Raw genomic sequence first — 16,589 nt, 5'->3', positions numbered from 1 at the left:
CATGGCCACACGAACCCGCATGAACGTCTATTTCGATCCCGAATTGCTGCAACAGGTCGAGATGCTGGCGCTGCGCCGCAATGTCTCCAAATCCGCCATCGTGGAGGCGTCCGTCGCTTCCTTCCTGTCCGGCGACGCAGCGGATCGGCTGGAGGCGGCCATGACGCGCCGCCTGGACAGGCTCGGCCGACAGATGGACGGGCTCGACGAAGATCTCGCCGTGCTCGGCGAGACGCTTTCGCTGTTCGTCCAGTTCTGGTTGACGATCACGCCGCCGATCTCCGACACCGGGCAATCGTCCGCCCGCGCGAAAGGCGTGGAACGGTTCGAGGGCTTCATTCAGACCCTCGGCAAGCGCCTCGCCACCGGAGACAGGTTCCTCAAGGAGCTGTCGCGCGATGTCGATTCGCTTGGGGACAGTCCCGCGCAGCGGCCGTCCGACCCCGATAGCGACCGACCCTGAATTTTCAAACCGTCCTATTTGCCGCCGATCACCGCCGGTGGCCGCACGCGCGTAAATAGTTGTTGAGTCGGCCAAAAATCAGGTTCTTTTAATCGACCCCGATGCGGGGACCGACTGTCGTGCGCCCCGTCGAAAGCGGGGCCGACATGACTGCCACACATCACAGACCGGAGGCGATCCAGCGCGGCGCGCGGATGCTGCGCACGGCGCTCGGCCCGGCCATTGCCCGGTTTCTGGAAGACCCGGCCGTGGTCGAGGTCATGCTGAACCCGGATGGCCGCATCTGGATCGACCGGCTGTCCGAAGGATTGGCGGATACGGGCGAAACGATGCCGCCGGCCGATGGCGAGCGCATCGTGCGCCTGGTCGCACACCATGTCGGCGTCGAGGTTCATGCCCGCAGTCCCCGCGTTTCGGCCGAGCTTCCCGAGAGCGGCGAACGCTTTGAAGGCTTGCTTCCCCCGGTGGTTTCCTCGCCGGCCTTCGCCATCCGCAAGCCCGCCGTCGCGGTGTTCACGCTCGACGACTATGTGTCCGCCGGCATCATGTCCGCCGATCAGGCGGAAACGCTACGCGCGGCCGTCGCATCCCGCGCCAACATCCTCGTGGCGGGCGGCACCAGCACCGGCAAGACCACACTGACCAACGCGCTTCTGGCCGAAGTCGCCAAGGGCGCGGATCGTGTCGTCATCATCGAGGACACTCGCGAGCTGCAATGCGCCGCGCCCAACCTTGTCGCTATGCGGACGAAAGACGGCGTGGCGACGCTTTCCGATCTGGTCCGTTCCTCGCTGCGCCTGCGCCCCGACCGCATCCCCATCGGCGAGGTGCGCGGATCGGAAGCCCTCGATCTGCTCAAAGCATGGGGCACGGGCCACCCGGGCGGGATTGGCACCATCCACGCAGGCACCGGCATTGGCGCGCTGCGCCGGCTTGAACAGCTCATTCAAGAGGCTGTCGTCACCGTCCCGCGCGCCCTGATCGCGGAAACCATTGACCTTGTTGCCGTCCTTTCCGGGCGCGGTTCCGCGCGCCGGCTGGCCGAACTCGCCCGCGTCGAAGGGCTGGGGCCGGACGGCGACTACCGCATCACGCATCTCAGCCCCTTGGCAACCCCCACCAGAACTGGAGACCCCGAATGATCCGTCATACCATGCGCATCCGCCGCCACGTCGCCACGGCCGCGACCTTCACCTATGTCGGCCTCTTCATGGCTCCGGCCGCCCATGCCTCGGGATCGTCGATGCCGTGGGAAGCGCCGCTCCAATCCATCCTCGAATCCATCGAGGGGCCGGTCGCCAAGATCATCGCCGTCATCATCATCATCGTGACCGGCCTGACGCTGGCCTTCGGCGACACCAGCGGCGGTTTCCGTCGCCTGATCCAGATCGTGTTCGGCCTGTCCATCGCGTTCGCCGCATCGAGCTTCTTCCTGTCGTTCTTCTCGTTCGGCGGCGGGGCGCTCGTCTGATGGCGGGCGGTCTCGAACAACTGGACGCGGTGCCGGGATTCTCGATCCCGGTCCACCGGGCGTTGACCGAGCATATCCTGCTCGGCGGCGCTCCGAGAAGCATCGCCATCATGAACGGGACGCTTGCCGGGGCCGTGGGTCTCGGCCTGCGCCTCTGGCTGGTCGGCATCGCCATATGGGCCATCGGGCATTTCGCGGCGGTATGGGCGGCGAAGCGCGATCCCCAATTCGTCGAAGTCGGGCGGCGGCATCTGCGCATCCCGGCTTTTCTGGCGGTCTGAGGGGAGCCCATCCATGATGAACCTTGCCGAATACCGCCGCACCGCCGCGCGCCTCGCCGACTATCTGCCCTGGGCGGCGCTGGTCGGTCAGGGTGTCGTGCTCAACAAAGACGGATCGTTCCAGCGCACCGCGAAGTTTCGCGGTCCCGATCTGGATTCCGCCGTCGCCGCCGAGCTAGTCGCCGTCGCCGGTCGCATCAACAACGCCGTGCGCCGTCTCGGCTCCGGCTGGAGCATCTTCGTTGAGGCGCAGCGCAGCGAGGCCGCGACCTATCCCGACAGCGCCTTTCCCGACGCCGCCTCGGCGCTGGTCGATGCAGAGCGCAAAGCGGGTTTCGAAGAAGCCGGCACGCATTTCGTGTCCGGCTATTTCCTGACCTTCCTCTGGCTGCCCCCGGCCGAGGAAGCCGCCCGCGCGGAAAGCTGGCTCTACGAGGGTCGCGAGCAATCCGGCGTGAACCCGTGGGAGGTCCTGCGCGCCTTCATCGATCGCACCGATCGCGTGCTGGCGCTGCTCGACGGATTCATGCCGGAGTGCCGCTGGCTCGATGACGGGGAGACGCTGACCTACCTCCATTCGACCATATCGACCAATCGCCACCGTGTGCGCGTGCCCGAGGTGCCCATGCACCTCGACGCGCTGCTGGCCGATCAGCCCTTGACGGGCGGGCTGGAGCCGCGCCTTGGCGACGCGCATCTGCGCGTCCTGACCATCGTAGGTTTCCCGACCGCGACGACGCCTGGCCTGCTCGACGAGATGAACCGGCTGCCGTTCCCCTACAGGTGGAGCACGCGCGCGATCCTGCTGGACAAAGTGGACGCCACAAAGCTCCTGACCCGCATCCGCCGCCAATGGTTCGCCAAGCGCAAGAGCGTCGCCGCGATTCTGAAAGAGGTGATGACCAACGAGGCGTCCGCCCTTGTGGACACTGACGCCGCGAACAAGGCGCTCGACGCCGACATGGCGTTGCAGGAGCTTGGGGCGGACGTGGCGGGCATGGCCTACGTCACAGCGACCGTCACCGTATGGGATGCCGACCCGCGCCTTGCCGACGAGAAGCTGCGCCTGGTCGAGAAGATCGTTCAGGGCCGCGACTTCACCGCCATGCCCGAGAGCGTCAACGCGGTTGACGCATGGCTCGGCAGCCTGCCCGGACACGCCTACGCGAATGTCAGGCAATCGCCCATCAGCACTTTGAATCTCGCCCACATGATCCCGCTTTCGGCGGTGTGGGCGGGGCCGGAACGGGACGAGCATTTCGGTGCGCCCCCTTTGCTCTTTGGAAAGACCGAAGGCTCAACCCCGTTCCGGTTGTCTTTGCATGTCGGCGACGTAGGGCACACCCTTGTCGTCGGCCCCACGGGCGCGGGCAAGAGCGTGCTGCTCGCCCTCATGGCGCTCCAGTTCCGCCGCTACGAGGCCAGCCAAGTCTTCGCCTTCGACTTCGGCGGCAGCATCCGCGCCGCGTCGCTCGCCATGGGCGGCGACTGGCATGACCTTGGCGGCGGGCTGACAGAAGGGGCCGAGGCGTCCGTCTCGCTCCAGCCGCTGGCCCGCATCCACGACACCTATGAACGCGCATGGGCGGCGGACTGGATTGCCACCATCCTCATGCGCGAAGGCATCGCCATCACGCCCGAGGTCAAAGAGTATCTTTGGACGGCGCTGACTTCGCTCGCCTCCGCGCCGGTCGAAGAACGCACGATCACCGGCCTTGCGGTGCTGTTGCAATCCAACGATCTGAAACAGGCGCTCCGGCCGTTCTGCGTCGGCGGTGCCTATGGCCGGTTGCTCGACGCCGAGACAGAGCATTTGGGATCGGCGGACGTGCAGGCGTTCGAGATCGAAGGGCTGGTCGGCACCGGCGCGGCCCCGGCCGTTCTGTCCTACCTGTTCCATCGCATCGGCGACCGGCTCGACGGCCGCCCCACGCTGCTCATCATCGATGAAGGCTGGCTTGCGCTCGACGACGAGGGATTCGCCGGCCAGCTCCGCGAATGGCTGAAGACGCTGCGCAAGAAGAACGCCAGCGTCATCTTCGCCACGCAAAGCCTGTCCGACATCGACGGCAGCAACATCGCGCCCGCTATCATCGAGAGCTGCCCGACGCGGCTCCTGCTGCCGAACGAGCGCGCCATCGAGCCGCAGATCGCGGCCATCTATCGCCGCTTCGGCCTCAATGACAGGCAGATCGAAATCCTCGCAAGGGCCACGCCCAAGCGGGATTATTACTGCCAAAGCCGCAGGGGCAACCGCCTGTTCGAGCTGGGCCTGTCCGAAGTCGGCCTCGCCCTCTGCGCCGCATCCGCCAAATCCGACCAGACCCTCATTGCGCAGATCGTTGCGGAGCACGGCCGCGATGGTTTCCTCGCCGCATGGCTGCGCGAGCGCGGCGTCGAGTGGGCGGTCGAGCTGATCCCCAACCTCACCAATCTTGCCGACCGGCCGGAATCCGCCGCGCCGGCCCGACTCGATACCCCACAGGAGATTCTTCCATGACCTATTCCAAGTTTGTCGGGGCCTCGGCCCTTGCGCTGGCGCTCGCCATTCCGGTCGCGCTTTCGCCCATGCTGGCAAGCCCGGCCCATGCGCAATGGATCGTCTATGATCCGACCAACTACGCGCAGAACGTGCTCACGGCCGCGCGCACGCTGGAGCAGATTAACAACCAGATCACCTCGCTCCAGAACGAGGCCCAGATGCTCATCAATCAGGCCCGCAATCTGGCGAGCTTGCCATATTCCTCGCTCCAGCAGATTCAACAGAACGTCAGCCGCACGCAGCAGCTTCTCAGCGACGCGCAGAACATCGCGTTCGACGTGCAGAACATCGACCAGGCGTTCCAGAGCCAATACGGCAATGTGTCGCTGTCGGCGACCGACGCCCAGCTTGTCGCCGATGCGCGCGACCGTTGGCAAAACACGGTCGGCGGCTTGCAGGACGCCATGAAGGTGCAAGCCGGTGTCGTCGGCAATATCGACAGCAACCGCGCCGAGATGGCCGCGCTCGTCGGCCGGAGCCAGGGTGCGACCGGCGCATTGCAGGCCACGCAGGCCGGCAATCAGATCCTCGCCCTCCAGTCGCAGCAGCTTTCCGACCTGATCGCCATGCTCGCCGCCAACGGCCGGTCGGAAGCGCTGATCGAGGCCGAGCGTGCGACGGCCGCCGAACAGGGCCGTGTCCAGCGCGAGCGCTTCCTGACCCCCGGCAGCGGCTACCAGCCGGGCAACGCGCAGATGTTCAACGGCAACAACTGACCACGGGAGGGGCCGCCCATGGACGGCAAGATGCTGGCCCGGCTCGGGGCCGTCGTATTCGTCGCCATGGCCATCGCGGCCACGGTGATCGAGATGACCCGCAAGGACGATCCCGCGCCGGCCAGCACCGCACCGGCGCTGCAACCGCCGGCCGATCCGCTCCGCGCGACGCTTCGCCGGTGCCAGCAGCTTGGGGAAGCGGCGACGAGCGATCCGGTCTGCCTTTCCGCATGGGCCGAGAGCCGCGACCGCTTTCTTGGCCGGACGCCCGCCCAGACCGCTCCGCGACAGAACGAGGAACAGTGATCCATGGGCGGAACCGGCGTCATCGACTCGTTTCTTGGGGTCTTCACCAGCTACATAGATTCCGGCTTCGGCCTGCTCGGTGGGGAAGTGGCGTTTATCGCCACCACCCTGATCGTCATCGACGTGACGCTGGCGGCGCTCTTCTGGGCCTGGGGCGCGGATGACGACATTATCGCAAGGCTGGTCAAGAAGACCCTGTTCGTCGGTGTCTTCGCCTACGTCATCGGCAACTGGAACAACCTCGCCCGCATCGTCTTCGACTCATTCGCCGGTCTCGGTCTCATGGCGTCGGGCACGGGCTTTTCCGCTGCCGACCTCATGCGGCCAGGCCGGGTGGCACAGACCGGCCTCGATGCCGGCCGACCATTGCTCGATTCCATTTCCGACCTGATGGGCTACTGGTCGTTTTTCGAGAACTTCATCCAGATCGCCTGCCTGCTGTTCGCCTGGGCGCTGGTGATCCTCGCCTTCTTCATCCTCGCCGTGCAGCTCTTCGTCACGCTGATCGAGTTCAAGCTGACCACGCTGGCCGGCTTCGTGCTGATCCCCTTTGGCCTGTTCGGCAAGACCGCCTTCATGGCCGAGCGTGTGCTTGGCAACGTAATCTCTTCCGGCATCAAGGTTCTGGTGTTGGCCGTCATCATCGGCATCGGCTCAACCTTGTTTTCGCAGTTCACCGCCGGCTTCGGCGGCGTCACCCCCACGATCGACGATGCCATGGCGATTGTGCTCGCGGCCCTGTCGCTGCTCGGCCTCGGCATCTTCGGACCCGGCATCGCCACCGGCCTTGTCTCGGGCGGCCCCCAGCTCGGCGCGGGCGCGGCCGTGGGCACCGGCCTCGCCGCCGGCGGCATGGTGCTGGCGGGCGGTGCGGCGGCGGGTGGCGCGGCGATGCTCGGCGCAAAAGGCGGCGCTGCCGCTTTGTCCGGCGGGGCCGCGGCCGTTCGCGGCGGCGCGACGGCCACAGGAGCCGCTTCCGCAGCCTACAGCCTCGGCTCGCTCGGCCAGTCCGGCGCGGCCGGTGTCGCGTCTGGCCTTGGCGGCGTCGCTCGCGCGGCAGGATCGGCAGCCGTCTCACCCTTGAAACGCGCTGCCTCCCGCGCGTCCGAAAGCGTCAAGTCCAGTTTCTCCGAAGGCGCGAAGGCTGGCTTCGGTGCGAGTGGCGGCGCGTCCACCATGGGCACGGCCGGAGGCGCGGCGGAAGCATCCGCCCCGGCCGCGTCCGCCTCGGCCACAGGCGCACCGCCTGCCTGGGCGCAGCGGATGCGCCGCTCGCAGGCCATGAACCACGGCACGACCATGGCCGCACACGCCGTCCGCTCCGGCGACAGCCATGGCCCCGGTTCTTCCGTCAACCTTTCCGAAAGTGACTGCTCATGAGCATCTTCAAACGACCCGCAGCCCATTACGGCAAGACGCCGGAACCCGAGACCCCGTATCAGAAGGCCGCGCAGGTCTGGGATGAGCGCATCGGCTCGGCCCGCGTGCAGGCGCGAAACTGGCGCTACATGGCGTTCGGTTCCCTGATCCTGTCGGCGGGCTTCGCCTCGGCGCTGGTGTGGCAGTCGGCGCGCGGGACCGTGGTGCCCTGGGTGGTGCAGGTCGATGCGCTCGGCGAAGCCCAGACCGTCGCACCGGCGAACGCCGACTATCGCCCGACCGATCCGCAGATCGCTTTCCATCTCGGCCGCTTCATCGAGCAGGTCCGCGCGATCCCGGCCGATGCGATCATCGTCCGCCAGAACTGGCTTCGCGCCTACGAGTTCACCACCGACCGGGGCGCTGCGGCTCTGAACGACTATGCCCGCGCCAACGATCCGTTCACCCGTGTCGGCCGCCAACAGATCGCCGTCGATGTGTCCAGCGTCATCCGGGCATCGCCCGGATCGTTCCGGGTCGCCTGGACCGAGCGCCACTACGAAAACGGCCAGCTTTCCGGCACCGAGCGATGGACCGCGATCCTGACCATCGTGATCCAGCCGCCGCGCACCGCCGAGAGGCTGCGCGCCAATCCGCTCGGCATCTATGTCAATGCGATTTCATGGTCGCGGGAGATGAGCCAATGACCCGCACGTCTTTCTGCAAAGCCGGCTTTCCGGTTTTCCGCAAACCCGCACTGGCGGCGTTGCTGCTTTCCGCGACCGTGCTGGCCGGCTGCGCCACCAACCGGACGCCGCAATTCTCCTATGACGACGCCGTGCCGCCGCTGCCGACGCCGCCTGCCGCTTCGGCAGAGGACACGCCCCGGCCGCTGCATGTTCCGCCCGCCTGGACCGTCGCGCGCGGCGGCGAGAGGGCGGGCACACCGACCGGCCGCGTCGAGAACGCCAACGCCGCCGCCCGCGTCGAGCCGCGCCGCGAAGGCTACTACAACGCCATCCAGATATACCCGTGGTCGGAAGGCGCGCTCTATCAGGTCTATGCCGCCCCCGGTCAAATCACCAATATCGCGCTGGAGCCGGGTGAAAACCTGACCGGCGCAGGACCGATTGCGGCCGGCGACACCGCCCGCTGGATCATCGGCGATACCGAGAGCGGCAGCGGCGCCAACCGGCGCGTCCATATCCTCGTGAAACCGACCCGCGACGACATCTCGACCAACCTTGTCGTGACCACCGACCGGCGAACCTACATGATGGAGCTGCGCGCGCGGGAAGCGCTCTACATGCCCGCCGTCGCCTGGGCCTATCCCGCGCCGCCGGCAGGCCAGCGCCGGGCCGTCCCGTCCGCGCCGGTCATCCCTGCCGAGGCGGCGCGGAACTATCGCTATGGATTGCAGGTGCAGGGCGACAGCCCGCCATGGCGGCCGGTTTCCGTCTTCGACGATGGCCGGCGCGTCTATGTCGTCTTCCCGCGCGGGATCGTGCAGGGCGAAATGCCGCCGATCTTCGTGCTCGGGTCGGACGGCGAGCCGCAGATCGTCAATTCCCGCATCTACCGGAACGTCCTGATCGTGGACCGTCTGTTTGGCGCGGCCGAACTGCGCCTTGGCAGCGGCAACCGCCAGCAGGTCGTCAGGATCGTCCGTATCGAGCAACGACAGGCCGCCGCTCAGCCCGCAGCCACCGGAGACTCGCCGTCATGACAGACAACCCGATCACCGACACCACAGCGCCCATGCGGCTGCGCGCAGAACCGCCGCGCGTCACCCGCCTGTCCCGCAAGATGCTGGCAGGCATTGGCGCGGTCGCGCTTCTCGGCATCGGCGGCGCGCTGATCTACGCGCTCCAGACCCGCGAGGCCGGACCGGGCGGCGAAGAACTCTATTCGACAGAAAACCGGCCCACGGCGGACGGACTCACGGGCTTGCCCTCCGACTACACCGGCCCGGTCCTCGGCCCCGCGCTGCCCGGCGACCTTGGCCGTCCGATCCTCGACGCCGAGAGGCGGGGCCAGCCGGTCGCAACGCCTGCGATCACAGCGCCCGCGGTCGATCCCGAGGAAGAACGCCGCCGCGCCGAGGAAGAAGCCGCGCGCCTGAGCAGCGTGTTCTTCCAGACCGGACCGCGCACAGGAACACCAGCCGGGACGGCCATGCCCGGCCTGGCCGGTCTCGGCGGGCAACCGGAGGGAGCGGCCGGTCAGAACCGCCATGCCGCCTTCCTGGGCGGCCCGGTGGACCGCCAGACCGTCGCGCCGGATCGCGTCACGCCGCCGGCCTCGCCCTATATCCTGCAGGCCGGGGCCGTGATCCCGGCCGCGCTCATCACCGGCATCCGTTCCGACCTTCCGGGCCAGATCACAGCGCAGGTGACGGAGAACGTCTATGACAGCCCGACCGGCTCGCTGCTCCTGATTCCGCAGGGCACCCGCATCATCGGCCAATATGATGACGGCGTGACCTTCGGCCAGCGCAGGGTGCTCTTGGTGTGGAATCGCCTGATCCTGCCGGGCGGCCGCTCCATCGTCCTTGAGCGCCTGCCGGGCGCGGACGCATCGGGCTATGCCGGCCTTGAGGATGGCGTCGATTATCATTGGTGGGATCTGATGAAGGCCGCAGGACTATCCACGCTGCTCGCAGTCGGCACGGAGCTCGCGACCAGCGACGAGGACCGGCTGATCCGCGCCATCCGCGACGGGGCGCAAGATACCGTCAATCAGGCAGGCCAGCAGATCGTCCAGCGCCAGTTGCAGGTCGCGCCCACGCTGACCATCCGGCCCGGCTTCCCGGTCAGGATAATCGTCACCCGCGATTTGATATTCGAGCCGGCAGGAGGTTGACCATGACCAAGCTGAAACTCGGCCCGCTGCCCGACGACAAGCCCGTAAAGGTGACCCTGGAGCTGCCCGCGCCGCTCCACCGCGATCTGGTCGCCTATGCCGAGGTGCTGGGGCGCGAGACGGGGCAAGCCGTTGCCGATCCCGTCAGGCTGATCGTGCCCATGCTGGAGCGGTTCATCGCCACGGACCGCGGCTTCGCAAAGGCGCGGCGGGGGGGGAAGTGGTCCAGTGGGATAAATGGCAACTGAGCGGCACGAAGCCGACATTGCCCGCACTCAGGCACGGGCGCTCGAAGCGTCGATCTCGGCTGTGAGTTGCCGGCACTTGGCGCTGGCCCATTCGTGCGCATCGGCGCCGAACAGGAGCCGTCGCGCTGGGTCGGGAGAGGACGCTTCAGAGACGATCAGGGCGGAAAGCGCCGCCGGATCGTTCTGCTGCGCGCCGTTCGCTTCTGCGATGAAGGTTCGGAAACCGGCCACCGCCTCGGCATAGTCGGCAATGTCCATATCCCCCTGCCGTGCAGTGGACGGATCAAGGAAGTTTGTGCGCATCATCCCCGGCTCCACGATGAGTGATCGGACGCCAAGCGGCGCGATTTCTTCGGCGAGGCCCTCCATCCAGCCTTCGAGCGCGAACTTGGACGCCGAGTAGACCGATCCACCGGGGTTCGAGACCAAGCCGTTCACCGAGGAGATCGTGACCACGAGGCCCGAGCGCTGACGGCGCATCGTCGGCAGCACCGCGCGCGCCACGTTCATCGCCCCGAAGAGGTTGATCTCGAACTGCCGGCGCACGTCCTCCTCCGGGATCGTCTCGAACCATCATCCAAGCTGGGCGCGGCCGGCGTTGTTGACCAGGATGTCGATCCGGCCAAACACCTCCATGGCTGCGTCATGTGCTGCCGAAGCCGCCCGGGCATCGGTCACATCGAGCGGTAACACGAGCAGGCTGTCGTCCGGAGCGGAGAGGCTTTCTGCAAGCCCGTCGACGCTTCGGCTGGTTGCCACGACCTTGTCGCCAGCGCGCAGCGCATCGCGAGAGAGCAGATGCCCAAGTCCCCTGCCAGCGCCGGTGATGAACCATACCTTTTCTGTCATTGTCAGCTCCTCTTGTCGTGCCGACGCGATATTAGCGCATCTATGCAGTGGGAGATTAGTACCTCGAAATTTGTCGGACCAAGTAGTATAGCTACTGAATGGACCCGCGTAAGTTCTCGGACCTCGTCATCTTCAATCGCGTTGCCGAAGAGCGCAGCTTCACCGCGGCGGCACGCAGCCTCGGCGTGACCCAGTCCGCCGTCAGCCAGACCGTAAAGCGCCTTGAGGCCGATCTGGGGATCAGGTTGCTGTCACGCTCGACACGCAGCATTGCCCCCACCGCGGCGGGCGAGCGGCTTCTGGCCACACTCGCGCCGGTCATCGCGGAGATTGATGCGGAAATCGACGATCTGGAACAGTTGCGTGAGGAACCGGGCGGACGTCTGCGGGTGACCTGCGGCAAACATGCCGCCGATACGCTCGTCTGGCCGGCCTTCTCGCGACTGATCGCTGCCCATCCCGAGATCGACGGCGAGCTGAGCGTGGAGAACCGGCATGTCGACATCGTTGCCGAGCGGTTCGATGTCGGGATACGGCTGCGCGAAGACTTGGAAATGGACATGGTCGCCGTGCCCGTTGGGCCCCACTTGCGCGCTGTCGTTGTGGGGGCGCCCCGGTATCTCGACAGCTGCGATCCTCCGCACACGCCGCGTGACGTGTCGGCCCACCGCTGCATCGGTTTCAGAAACGCGGGTGGCACCCTGTCGCCGTGGTCGTTTGAGAAAGACGGACATGCGGAGACGGTAAAAGTGTCGCCGTCCCTGATCGTCAATGACGGCGACGCACTCGTAGGGGCTGCCAGCGCGGGGATGGGTCTGGCCTACATGCTCGAAGATCTCGCCGCGCCCTTTCTGAACGACGGGCTGCTCGTCGAGGTCCTTGCCGATTGGTGTCCGCCGTTTCCGGGCTATCACGCCTTCTATTCGAGCCGGCGCCATCCGACCCGTGCTTTCACTCTCTTCCTGGAGAGTTTGCGGGCGGAGACCAGCGCGACAACCAGCAAGTAAGGCGCAACGGGCTCTGCGCCGACACTAGTAACAGGGGTGCCGTCAACGCATCGACGCAAATGCGGCACGCTACAGGCCGCCGATCCCCCTCCATGCTTCGCCTATTCCGGGCTTCCAGCCCCCGGAAAATCCCGCGAACCACGGAGGATTCCATGTCCACGAAACACCGCCACGGCAGCAGGGGCCGCCCACGGCAGCCGGTCCCCAAAACGCTCCCCGACGATCTCTACGACTACGACGACGACCCGACGCCGCGCGTCAGTCCGCCGCGTGGACGCCCGCTCCATCTCTTCGATGTCGAGCGGCTGCCGGTCATCGACGACTGGCCCGAGGACGTGCCGATCACCGAGGCCGAGATTCAGGTGTTCGAGCGCTGGTTCGCCGATGTGTTCGACGAGTTGTTCGGCTCGGTCGATCTGCCCGATGACTTGAAATCGTTATCGTATTATGATAATGAAAAACCCTGAACGATAATCGAGTCTTGCCATGTCCACATTGAAAGTCGGGATCGCCGATCCCGAGGAAATGAAGGCCCGCACCCTTCGGATCGCGCGTGGCGAGGAAAAACCGAAGCCCGGCGAGCCGACGGTCTGGTTCATCTCCACGACATCCTTCGCCAAATTCATGTCAGCGAGCAATTGCGAGATGCTGCGCATCATCTACGAACAGCAGCCAGCCTCGTTGGAAGAGCTGGCGCAGATGACCGGCCGCGCCAAGTCCAACCTGTCCAGAACCCTCAAGGCCATGGTCGGATACGGGCTTGTGCGCATGGAAAAAGGCCGGGGTCTGAGACTGGTCCCGAAGCTCGTTCATGACCGTGTGGAACTGGTCTTGCCTCTGGTCGAGCCTCGCAGGAAAGGAACCCGCAAATGAACGTCCACAATCCCAATGTCGCCCTGCGGGCTGCCCTCTACCTGCGCGTCTCCACCAGCCGGCAGGCCGAACATGACGTGTCGATCCCCGACCAGCGCAGGCAGGGCGAAGCATGGTGCGAAGCGAGGGGCTATCAGCTTGTCGAAACCTTCGTGGAGGCCGGCGCGTCGGCCACCAACGACCGCCGCCCCGAGTTCCAACGAATGATTGAGGCGGGAACGTCGAAGCCCGCGCCCTTCGATATTGTCGTGGTTCACAGTTTCTCGCGCTTCTTCCGCGATCATTTCGAGCTTGAGTTCTATGTCAGGAAGCTGGCGAAGAATGGTATTCGCCTCGTCTCCATCACGCAGGAGATGGGCGACGACCCCATGCACGTCATGATGCGGCAGATCATGGCGCTGTTCGACGAATACCAGTCCAAGGAGAACGCCAAGCATGTCCTGCGCGCCTTAAAGGAAAACGCCCGGCAAGGCTTCTGGAACGGCTCGCTGCCCCCGGTCGGCTATCGCGTCGTCGCAGCCGAGCAGCGCGGCGCGAAGGTCAAGAAGAAGCTGGAAGTCGACCCGCTGCACGCCGACACGATCCGCCTGATCTATCGCCTGGCGCTGGAAGGTGATGGCGATTCCGGTCAGATGGGCGTTAAGGCCATCGTCAAGCATCTGAACGGCAAAGGCATCTTCACCCGTGACGGCGGCCGTTGGGGCGTCGGCCAGGTTCACCGCATCCTGACCCGGCGCACCTATATGGGCGAGCATCAATGGGGCAAGAACCGGAAGAACAAGGCGGACAAGGAAGCCGATGAAATCGTCATCGTGCCGGTACCGCCGATCATCGACCGCGAGACCTTCGAGGCGGTGCAGAAGCTCTTGCAGGCCCGCAACCCCAAGACCGAACTGCCCGCGCGCGTCGTGATCGGTCCCACGCTTCTGACCGGCATCTGCTATTGCGGCAATTGCGGGGGCGCGATGACCATCCGCACCGGCAAGAGCGGCCGCTATCGCTACTATGCCTGCTCGATCCGGGCACGGCAGGGCGAAACCGGCTGCAAGGGGCGCGCGATCCCCATGGACAAGCTCGACACCATGGTTGCCGGTCATATCGAGGAACGCCTGCTTGATCCCGACCGGCTGGAGAAGCTGCTTGGCAGCGTCCTCGGTCGCCGAGAAGATCAGGCCGAGCGCCGCCGCCAGCACATCGCCGAATTGCAGCGCCGGGCTTCCGAATCGGAACTACGCCTCAAGCGTCTCTATGACGCCATCGAGGCCGGGGTTGCCGATCTGGACGACCCGGCGCTGACCGAACGCATCGCCGGCCTAAAGGTCATCCGCGATCAGGCGCGGGCGGACGCCGACCGCGCTCAGACGCTGCTCGACAGCCCCGGTCACAGCGCCGTCAGCCCGGCGATGATCCGGCAATTCTCGCAGATCGCTCGCGACCGTATCCGGGACCGTGAGGGCGGCTATCGGCGGGATCACCTGCGCGCCCTGGCGCAGCGTGTCGAGGTCGCCGACGACGCAATCCGCATCATGGGATCGAAAACGGAACTGCTGAGGACGCTTGCGGGCGGCCAGGTGCGGCAATCGGCGGCGATTGGCGTGCCCAGAGGCGGACTGAAGTGGCGGAGAGACAGGGATTCGAACCCTGGGAGGGCTTGCACCCTCAACGGTTTTCGAGACCGCCCCGTTCGACCACTCCGGCACCTCTCCGCGGTCTGGGGGGCGATCTACGCCGGGGCAGGCGCTTTCGCAAGAGGGGTGGGCGAGAATTGACGCCACCTTGGCACGGCCGGACGGGACGACTACCTTCGGTGCGAACGCGGCGCGCTGTGGGCGCGGCTGAACATGGAGGTCTCATGACGATGAGCGCAGGTCTCATCACCGCCGCCGTGGCGTTTTTTGCGGTTCCGTGGCCGGCGGCCGCGCAGACCGACGATCCTCGGGCACTGTTCGAGGCCTTGAGGCTTGGCGAGGTGATCGAGATCATGCGCCGCGAGGGGCTGGCCTACGGCGAAAGCATCGAGGACGACCTGTTCCCCGGCCAGGGCGGGGCCGTCTGGGAGGATGCCGTCGCGCGCATCTATACCGGCGACCGGATGGAGGAGCGCGTGGCCGACGATTTCGCCGCTGCCTTGGGCGATGCGGACATCGGCCCCGCCATGGCGTTCTTCACCTCCGACCGCGGGAAGAAGATCATCTCTCTGGAAATCGACGCGCGCAGCGCCCTTGAGGACGAGGCGGTCGAGACGGCGGCCCGGGCCGCGGTCCAGGATCTGCCCGCCACCCGGCTCGACCGGATCGAGAGCTTCATCGAGTCGAACGACCTGGTGGAGCAGAACGTCACCGGCACGATGAACGCGAACTATGCGTTCTACGAGGGGCTGGCCGAGGGCGGGGCGCTGCTGCCCGGGCTGACCGAGGACCAGATGATCGCCGATGTCTGGGCGCAAGAGCCGGAGATCCGGTCGGATACGCGCGACTGGCTGATGGCGTATCTGGGCCTGGCCTACCAGCCCTTGGACGCGGCCGCCATCGACGCGTATATTGCGTTCAGCCGGTCGCCCGCGGGGCGGACGCTGAACCGCGCGATCTTCGCGGCGTTCGATGGCCTGTACAACGATATCTCGCGCGATCTGGGCGTGGCGGCCGCGGGCTTCATGCAGGGCGAGGATATCTGACCCGCCGCTGCGGGCCGCGCCGCTTGACAGCCGCCCGCAGACCGCTCATATCGCGCCCATCCGTCCGGGATGCGGTTCCGGCGTGGATACCATTGCAATGACGCCCCTCCGGGGCGCGCTGTCCGAGGCGGAGCCAGTCTCCGGGAACGCCCGATCGGGGGCCACAGGACGCGGGAAACAAAGGAAGACGCGATGTTTGCGGTCCTCAAGACCGGTGGCAAGCAGTACCGGGTGCAGTCCGGCGACGTGCTGCGCGTGGAGAAACTTGCTGCGGATGCCGGTGAAAAGATCCAGTTCAACGACGTTCTCATGGTCGGCACGACCATCGGCACGCCCCTCGTCGACGGCGCGGGTGTCCAGGCCGAGGTGATCGAGCAGATCAAGGGCGACAAGGTCATCCATTTCGTCAAGCGCCGCCGCAAACACGGCTCGAAGCGCACGAAAGGCCACCGCCAGCAGCTCACGCTGCTTCGGATTACCGACATCCTGGAGTCCGGCGCCACGGATACGGGCGTGAAGGAAGCCGTCGGCGCGGGTATCGCCGGCTGGACCGGCGTCCGGTCCGACAAGGGCACCTTCGTCGACAACCGGACCGGCCAGGCCGAGATGAAAAAGCGCGTCGCCACCGGCGGCGCCAAGGAAAAGGTCGCTGCAAAGACGACAGCCGCGGCCGAGACCGCAGAGACCGTGAAGCCCAGCAACCTGCTGAGCGAAGCACGCGACGGGCAGGCCGACGACCTCAAGCGAATTTCCGGCGTCGGACCAGCGCTAGAAAAGAAGCTTCATGAGAACGGCGTGTTCCACTTCGACCAGATCATGGCATGGGGCCCGGAAGAAATCGCCTACATGGACGATCAGCTTTCGTTCAAGGGCCGTATCGGGCGCGACGACTGGGTTGCCCAGGCCACCGCGTTCAACGCCGAAAAGGAGTAACGACA

18 protein-coding genes, 1 tRNA gene and 2 pseudogenes are annotated in these 16,589 nt (G+C 66.2%); 18 read left to right on the top strand and 3 right to left on the bottom strand.

Annotated elements, in window-relative coordinates:
- Window position 1: 1 nt before the first annotated feature.
- The 12 genes from KW83_RS01380 (at window position 2) to KW83_RS01325 (ending at window position 10,248) form a co-directional block, all read left to right on the top strand.
- Window positions 2–463, top strand: a complete 462-nt coding sequence (locus KW83_RS01380) for a ribbon-helix-helix domain-containing protein (protein ID WP_034828596.1) — start codon at window positions 2–4, stop codon at window positions 461–463.
- A gap of 194 nt (window positions 464–657) precedes the next feature.
- Window positions 658–1,605, top strand: coding sequence for a P-type conjugative transfer ATPase TrbB (gene trbB / locus KW83_RS01375; protein ID WP_425466427.1), 948 nt, complete (start codon window positions 658–660; stop codon window positions 1,603–1,605).
- Entirely contained in the window at window positions 1,602–1,934 is a 333-nt protein-coding gene (locus tag KW83_RS01370) for a TrbC/VirB2 family protein (protein ID WP_034828598.1), read from the top strand. Before trbB ends, KW83_RS01370 begins: the two co-directional genes overlap by 4 nt.
- Entirely contained in the window at window positions 1,934–2,215 is a 282-nt protein-coding gene (locus KW83_RS01365; RefSeq protein ID WP_026782251.1) for a VirB3 family type IV secretion system protein, read from the top strand. Before KW83_RS01370 ends, KW83_RS01365 begins: the two co-directional genes overlap by 1 nt.
- A gap of 13 nt (window positions 2,216–2,228) precedes the next feature.
- On the top strand, window positions 2,229–4,715 hold the full coding sequence (gene trbE, locus KW83_RS01360; protein WP_034828599.1) for a conjugal transfer protein TrbE: 2,487 nt from the start codon (window positions 2,229–2,231) through the stop codon (window positions 4,713–4,715).
- Complete coding sequence (gene trbJ, locus KW83_RS01355) at window positions 4,712–5,473, top strand: P-type conjugative transfer protein TrbJ (RefSeq protein WP_034828600.1); 762 nt, start codon at window positions 4,712–4,714, stop codon at window positions 5,471–5,473. Before trbE ends, trbJ begins: the two co-directional genes overlap by 4 nt.
- An 18-nt stretch (window positions 5,474–5,491) precedes the next feature.
- Window positions 5,492–5,779 (top strand): putative entry exclusion protein TrbK-alt, encoded by a 288-nt coding sequence (gene trbK-alt / locus KW83_RS01350; protein ID WP_034828601.1) that lies wholly within the window; start codon window positions 5,492–5,494, stop codon window positions 5,777–5,779.
- Between the two features lie 3 nt (window positions 5,780–5,782).
- Window positions 5,783–7,159 (top strand): P-type conjugative transfer protein TrbL, encoded by a 1,377-nt coding sequence (trbL, locus tag KW83_RS01345; protein ID WP_036173417.1) that lies wholly within the window; start codon window positions 5,783–5,785, stop codon window positions 7,157–7,159.
- The gene (trbF, locus tag KW83_RS01340; protein ID WP_034828168.1) at window positions 7,156–7,845 is read left to right on the top strand and encodes a conjugal transfer protein TrbF; all 690 of its coding nucleotides are present in this window, start codon (window positions 7,156–7,158) and stop codon (window positions 7,843–7,845) included. Before trbL ends, trbF begins: the two co-directional genes overlap by 4 nt.
- Window positions 7,842–8,864: a P-type conjugative transfer protein TrbG gene (gene trbG / locus KW83_RS01335; RefSeq protein WP_034828167.1), complete on the top strand. Its 1,023-nt coding sequence runs from the start codon at window positions 7,842–7,844 to the stop codon at window positions 8,862–8,864. Before trbF ends, trbG begins: the two co-directional genes overlap by 4 nt.
- Window positions 8,861–10,000 carry a TrbI/VirB10 family protein gene (locus KW83_RS01330; RefSeq protein WP_034828166.1) on the top strand — a complete coding sequence of 380 codons (1,140 nt, stop codon included), beginning with the start codon at window positions 8,861–8,863 and terminating at the stop codon, window positions 9,998–10,000. Before trbG ends, KW83_RS01330 begins: the two co-directional genes overlap by 4 nt.
- A 2-nt stretch (window positions 10,001–10,002) precedes the next feature.
- A complete protein-coding gene (locus KW83_RS01325; RefSeq protein ID WP_036173413.1) occupies window positions 10,003–10,248 on the top strand; it encodes a DUF2274 domain-containing protein in 246 nt (81 codons plus the stop codon).
- A gap of 27 nt (window positions 10,249–10,275) precedes the next feature.
- Here KW83_RS01325 and KW83_RS01320 read toward each other — a convergent pair.
- Window positions 10,276–11,097, bottom strand: a pseudogene (locus KW83_RS01320) (SDR family oxidoreductase).
- Between the two features lie 98 nt (window positions 11,098–11,195).
- Here KW83_RS01320 and KW83_RS01315 point away from each other — a divergent pair.
- The 4 genes and pseudogenes from KW83_RS01315 to KW83_RS19520 form a co-directional block, all read left to right on the top strand.
- The gene (locus KW83_RS01315; RefSeq protein ID WP_034828162.1) at window positions 11,196–12,104 is read left to right on the top strand and encodes a LysR family transcriptional regulator; all 909 of its coding nucleotides are present in this window, start codon (window positions 11,196–11,198) and stop codon (window positions 12,102–12,104) included.
- Window positions 12,105–12,256: 152 nt separating this feature from the next.
- Complete coding sequence (locus tag KW83_RS21105; protein ID WP_034828160.1) at window positions 12,257–12,571, top strand: hypothetical protein; 315 nt, start codon at window positions 12,257–12,259, stop codon at window positions 12,569–12,571.
- Between the two features lie 19 nt (window positions 12,572–12,590).
- Window positions 12,591–12,977, top strand: a complete 387-nt coding sequence (locus KW83_RS01305) for an HVO_A0114 family putative DNA-binding protein (RefSeq protein ID WP_034828158.1) — start codon at window positions 12,591–12,593, stop codon at window positions 12,975–12,977.
- Window positions 12,974–14,017, top strand: a pseudogene (locus tag KW83_RS19520) (recombinase family protein); the annotation flags it as partial. The gene KW83_RS01305 and the pseudogene KW83_RS19520, both read left to right, overlap by 4 nt.
- Window positions 14,018–14,290: 273 nt before the next feature.
- On the opposite strand, the gene KW83_RS21100 reads toward KW83_RS19520, so the two are convergent.
- Both KW83_RS21100 and KW83_RS01290 read right to left on the bottom strand, forming a co-directional pair.
- Complete coding sequence (locus KW83_RS21100) at window positions 14,291–14,557, bottom strand: hypothetical protein (RefSeq protein ID WP_034828152.1); 267 nt, start codon at window positions 14,555–14,557, stop codon at window positions 14,291–14,293.
- 36 nt (window positions 14,558–14,593) lie between these two features.
- Window positions 14,594–14,683 (bottom strand) — tRNA-Ser (locus tag KW83_RS01290).
- A 152-nt stretch (window positions 14,684–14,835) separates the two neighbouring features.
- Here KW83_RS01290 and KW83_RS01285 point away from each other — a divergent pair.
- Both KW83_RS01285 and KW83_RS01280 read left to right on the top strand, forming a co-directional pair.
- Window positions 14,836–15,651 (top strand): DUF2059 domain-containing protein, encoded by an 816-nt coding sequence (locus KW83_RS01285; protein WP_081904443.1) that lies wholly within the window; start codon window positions 14,836–14,838, stop codon window positions 15,649–15,651.
- Window positions 15,652–15,843: 192 nt separating this feature from the next.
- On the top strand, window positions 15,844–16,584 hold the full coding sequence (locus KW83_RS01280) for a 50S ribosomal protein L21 (RefSeq protein ID WP_036173405.1): 741 nt from the start codon (window positions 15,844–15,846) through the stop codon (window positions 16,582–16,584).
- Window positions 16,585–16,589: the final 5 nt, after the last annotated feature.

The organism is Palleronia rufa (assembly GCF_000743715.1).
Taxonomy (GTDB): Bacteria; Pseudomonadota; Alphaproteobacteria; order Rhodobacterales; family Rhodobacteraceae; genus Palleronia; species Palleronia rufa.
Note: the sequence above shows the minus strand (reverse complement) of the source record. Positions and strands in the feature narration are given on the sequence as shown.

What these genes read in the sequence shown, in the direction of transcription:
- trbF (WP_034828168.1), top strand. Translation starts at nt 7,156, where the DNA reads ATGAGCATCTTCAAACGACCCGCAGCCCATTACGGCAAGACGCCGGAA.
- trbE (WP_034828599.1), top strand. Translation starts at nt 2,229, where the DNA reads ATGATGAACCTTGCCGAATACCGCCGCACCGCCGCGCGCCTCGCCGAC.
- trbB (WP_425466427.1), top strand. Translation starts at nt 658, where the DNA reads ATGCTGCGCACGGCGCTCGGCCCGGCCATTGCCCGGTTTCTGGAAGAC.
- KW83_RS01365 (WP_026782251.1), top strand. Translation starts at nt 1,934, where the DNA reads ATGGCGGGCGGTCTCGAACAACTGGACGCGGTGCCGGGATTCTCGATC.
- trbL (WP_036173417.1), top strand. Translation starts at nt 5,783, where the DNA reads ATGGGCGGAACCGGCGTCATCGACTCGTTTCTTGGGGTCTTCACCAGC.
- trbK-alt (WP_034828601.1), top strand. Translation starts at nt 5,492, where the DNA reads ATGGACGGCAAGATGCTGGCCCGGCTCGGGGCCGTCGTATTCGTCGCC.
- KW83_RS01305 (WP_034828158.1), top strand. Translation starts at nt 12,591, where the DNA reads ATGTCCACATTGAAAGTCGGGATCGCCGATCCCGAGGAAATGAAGGCC.
- KW83_RS01315 (WP_034828162.1), top strand. Translation starts at nt 11,196, where the DNA reads ATGGACCCGCGTAAGTTCTCGGACCTCGTCATCTTCAATCGCGTTGCC.
- KW83_RS01285 (WP_081904443.1), top strand. Translation starts at nt 14,836, where the DNA reads ATGAGCGCAGGTCTCATCACCGCCGCCGTGGCGTTTTTTGCGGTTCCG.
- KW83_RS01380 (WP_034828596.1), top strand. Translation starts at nt 2, where the DNA reads ATGGCCACACGAACCCGCATGAACGTCTATTTCGATCCCGAATTGCTG.
- KW83_RS01330 (WP_034828166.1), top strand. Translation starts at nt 8,861, where the DNA reads ATGACAGACAACCCGATCACCGACACCACAGCGCCCATGCGGCTGCGC.
- KW83_RS21105 (WP_034828160.1), top strand. Translation starts at nt 12,257, where the DNA reads ATGTCCACGAAACACCGCCACGGCAGCAGGGGCCGCCCACGGCAGCCG.
- trbJ (WP_034828600.1), top strand. Translation starts at nt 4,712, where the DNA reads ATGACCTATTCCAAGTTTGTCGGGGCCTCGGCCCTTGCGCTGGCGCTC.
- KW83_RS01325 (WP_036173413.1), top strand. Translation starts at nt 10,003, where the DNA reads ATGACCAAGCTGAAACTCGGCCCGCTGCCCGACGACAAGCCCGTAAAG.
- KW83_RS01370 (WP_034828598.1), top strand. Translation starts at nt 1,602, where the DNA reads ATGATCCGTCATACCATGCGCATCCGCCGCCACGTCGCCACGGCCGCG.
- KW83_RS01280 (WP_036173405.1), top strand. Translation starts at nt 15,844, where the DNA reads ATGTTTGCGGTCCTCAAGACCGGTGGCAAGCAGTACCGGGTGCAGTCC.
- trbG (WP_034828167.1), top strand. Translation starts at nt 7,842, where the DNA reads ATGACCCGCACGTCTTTCTGCAAAGCCGGCTTTCCGGTTTTCCGCAAA.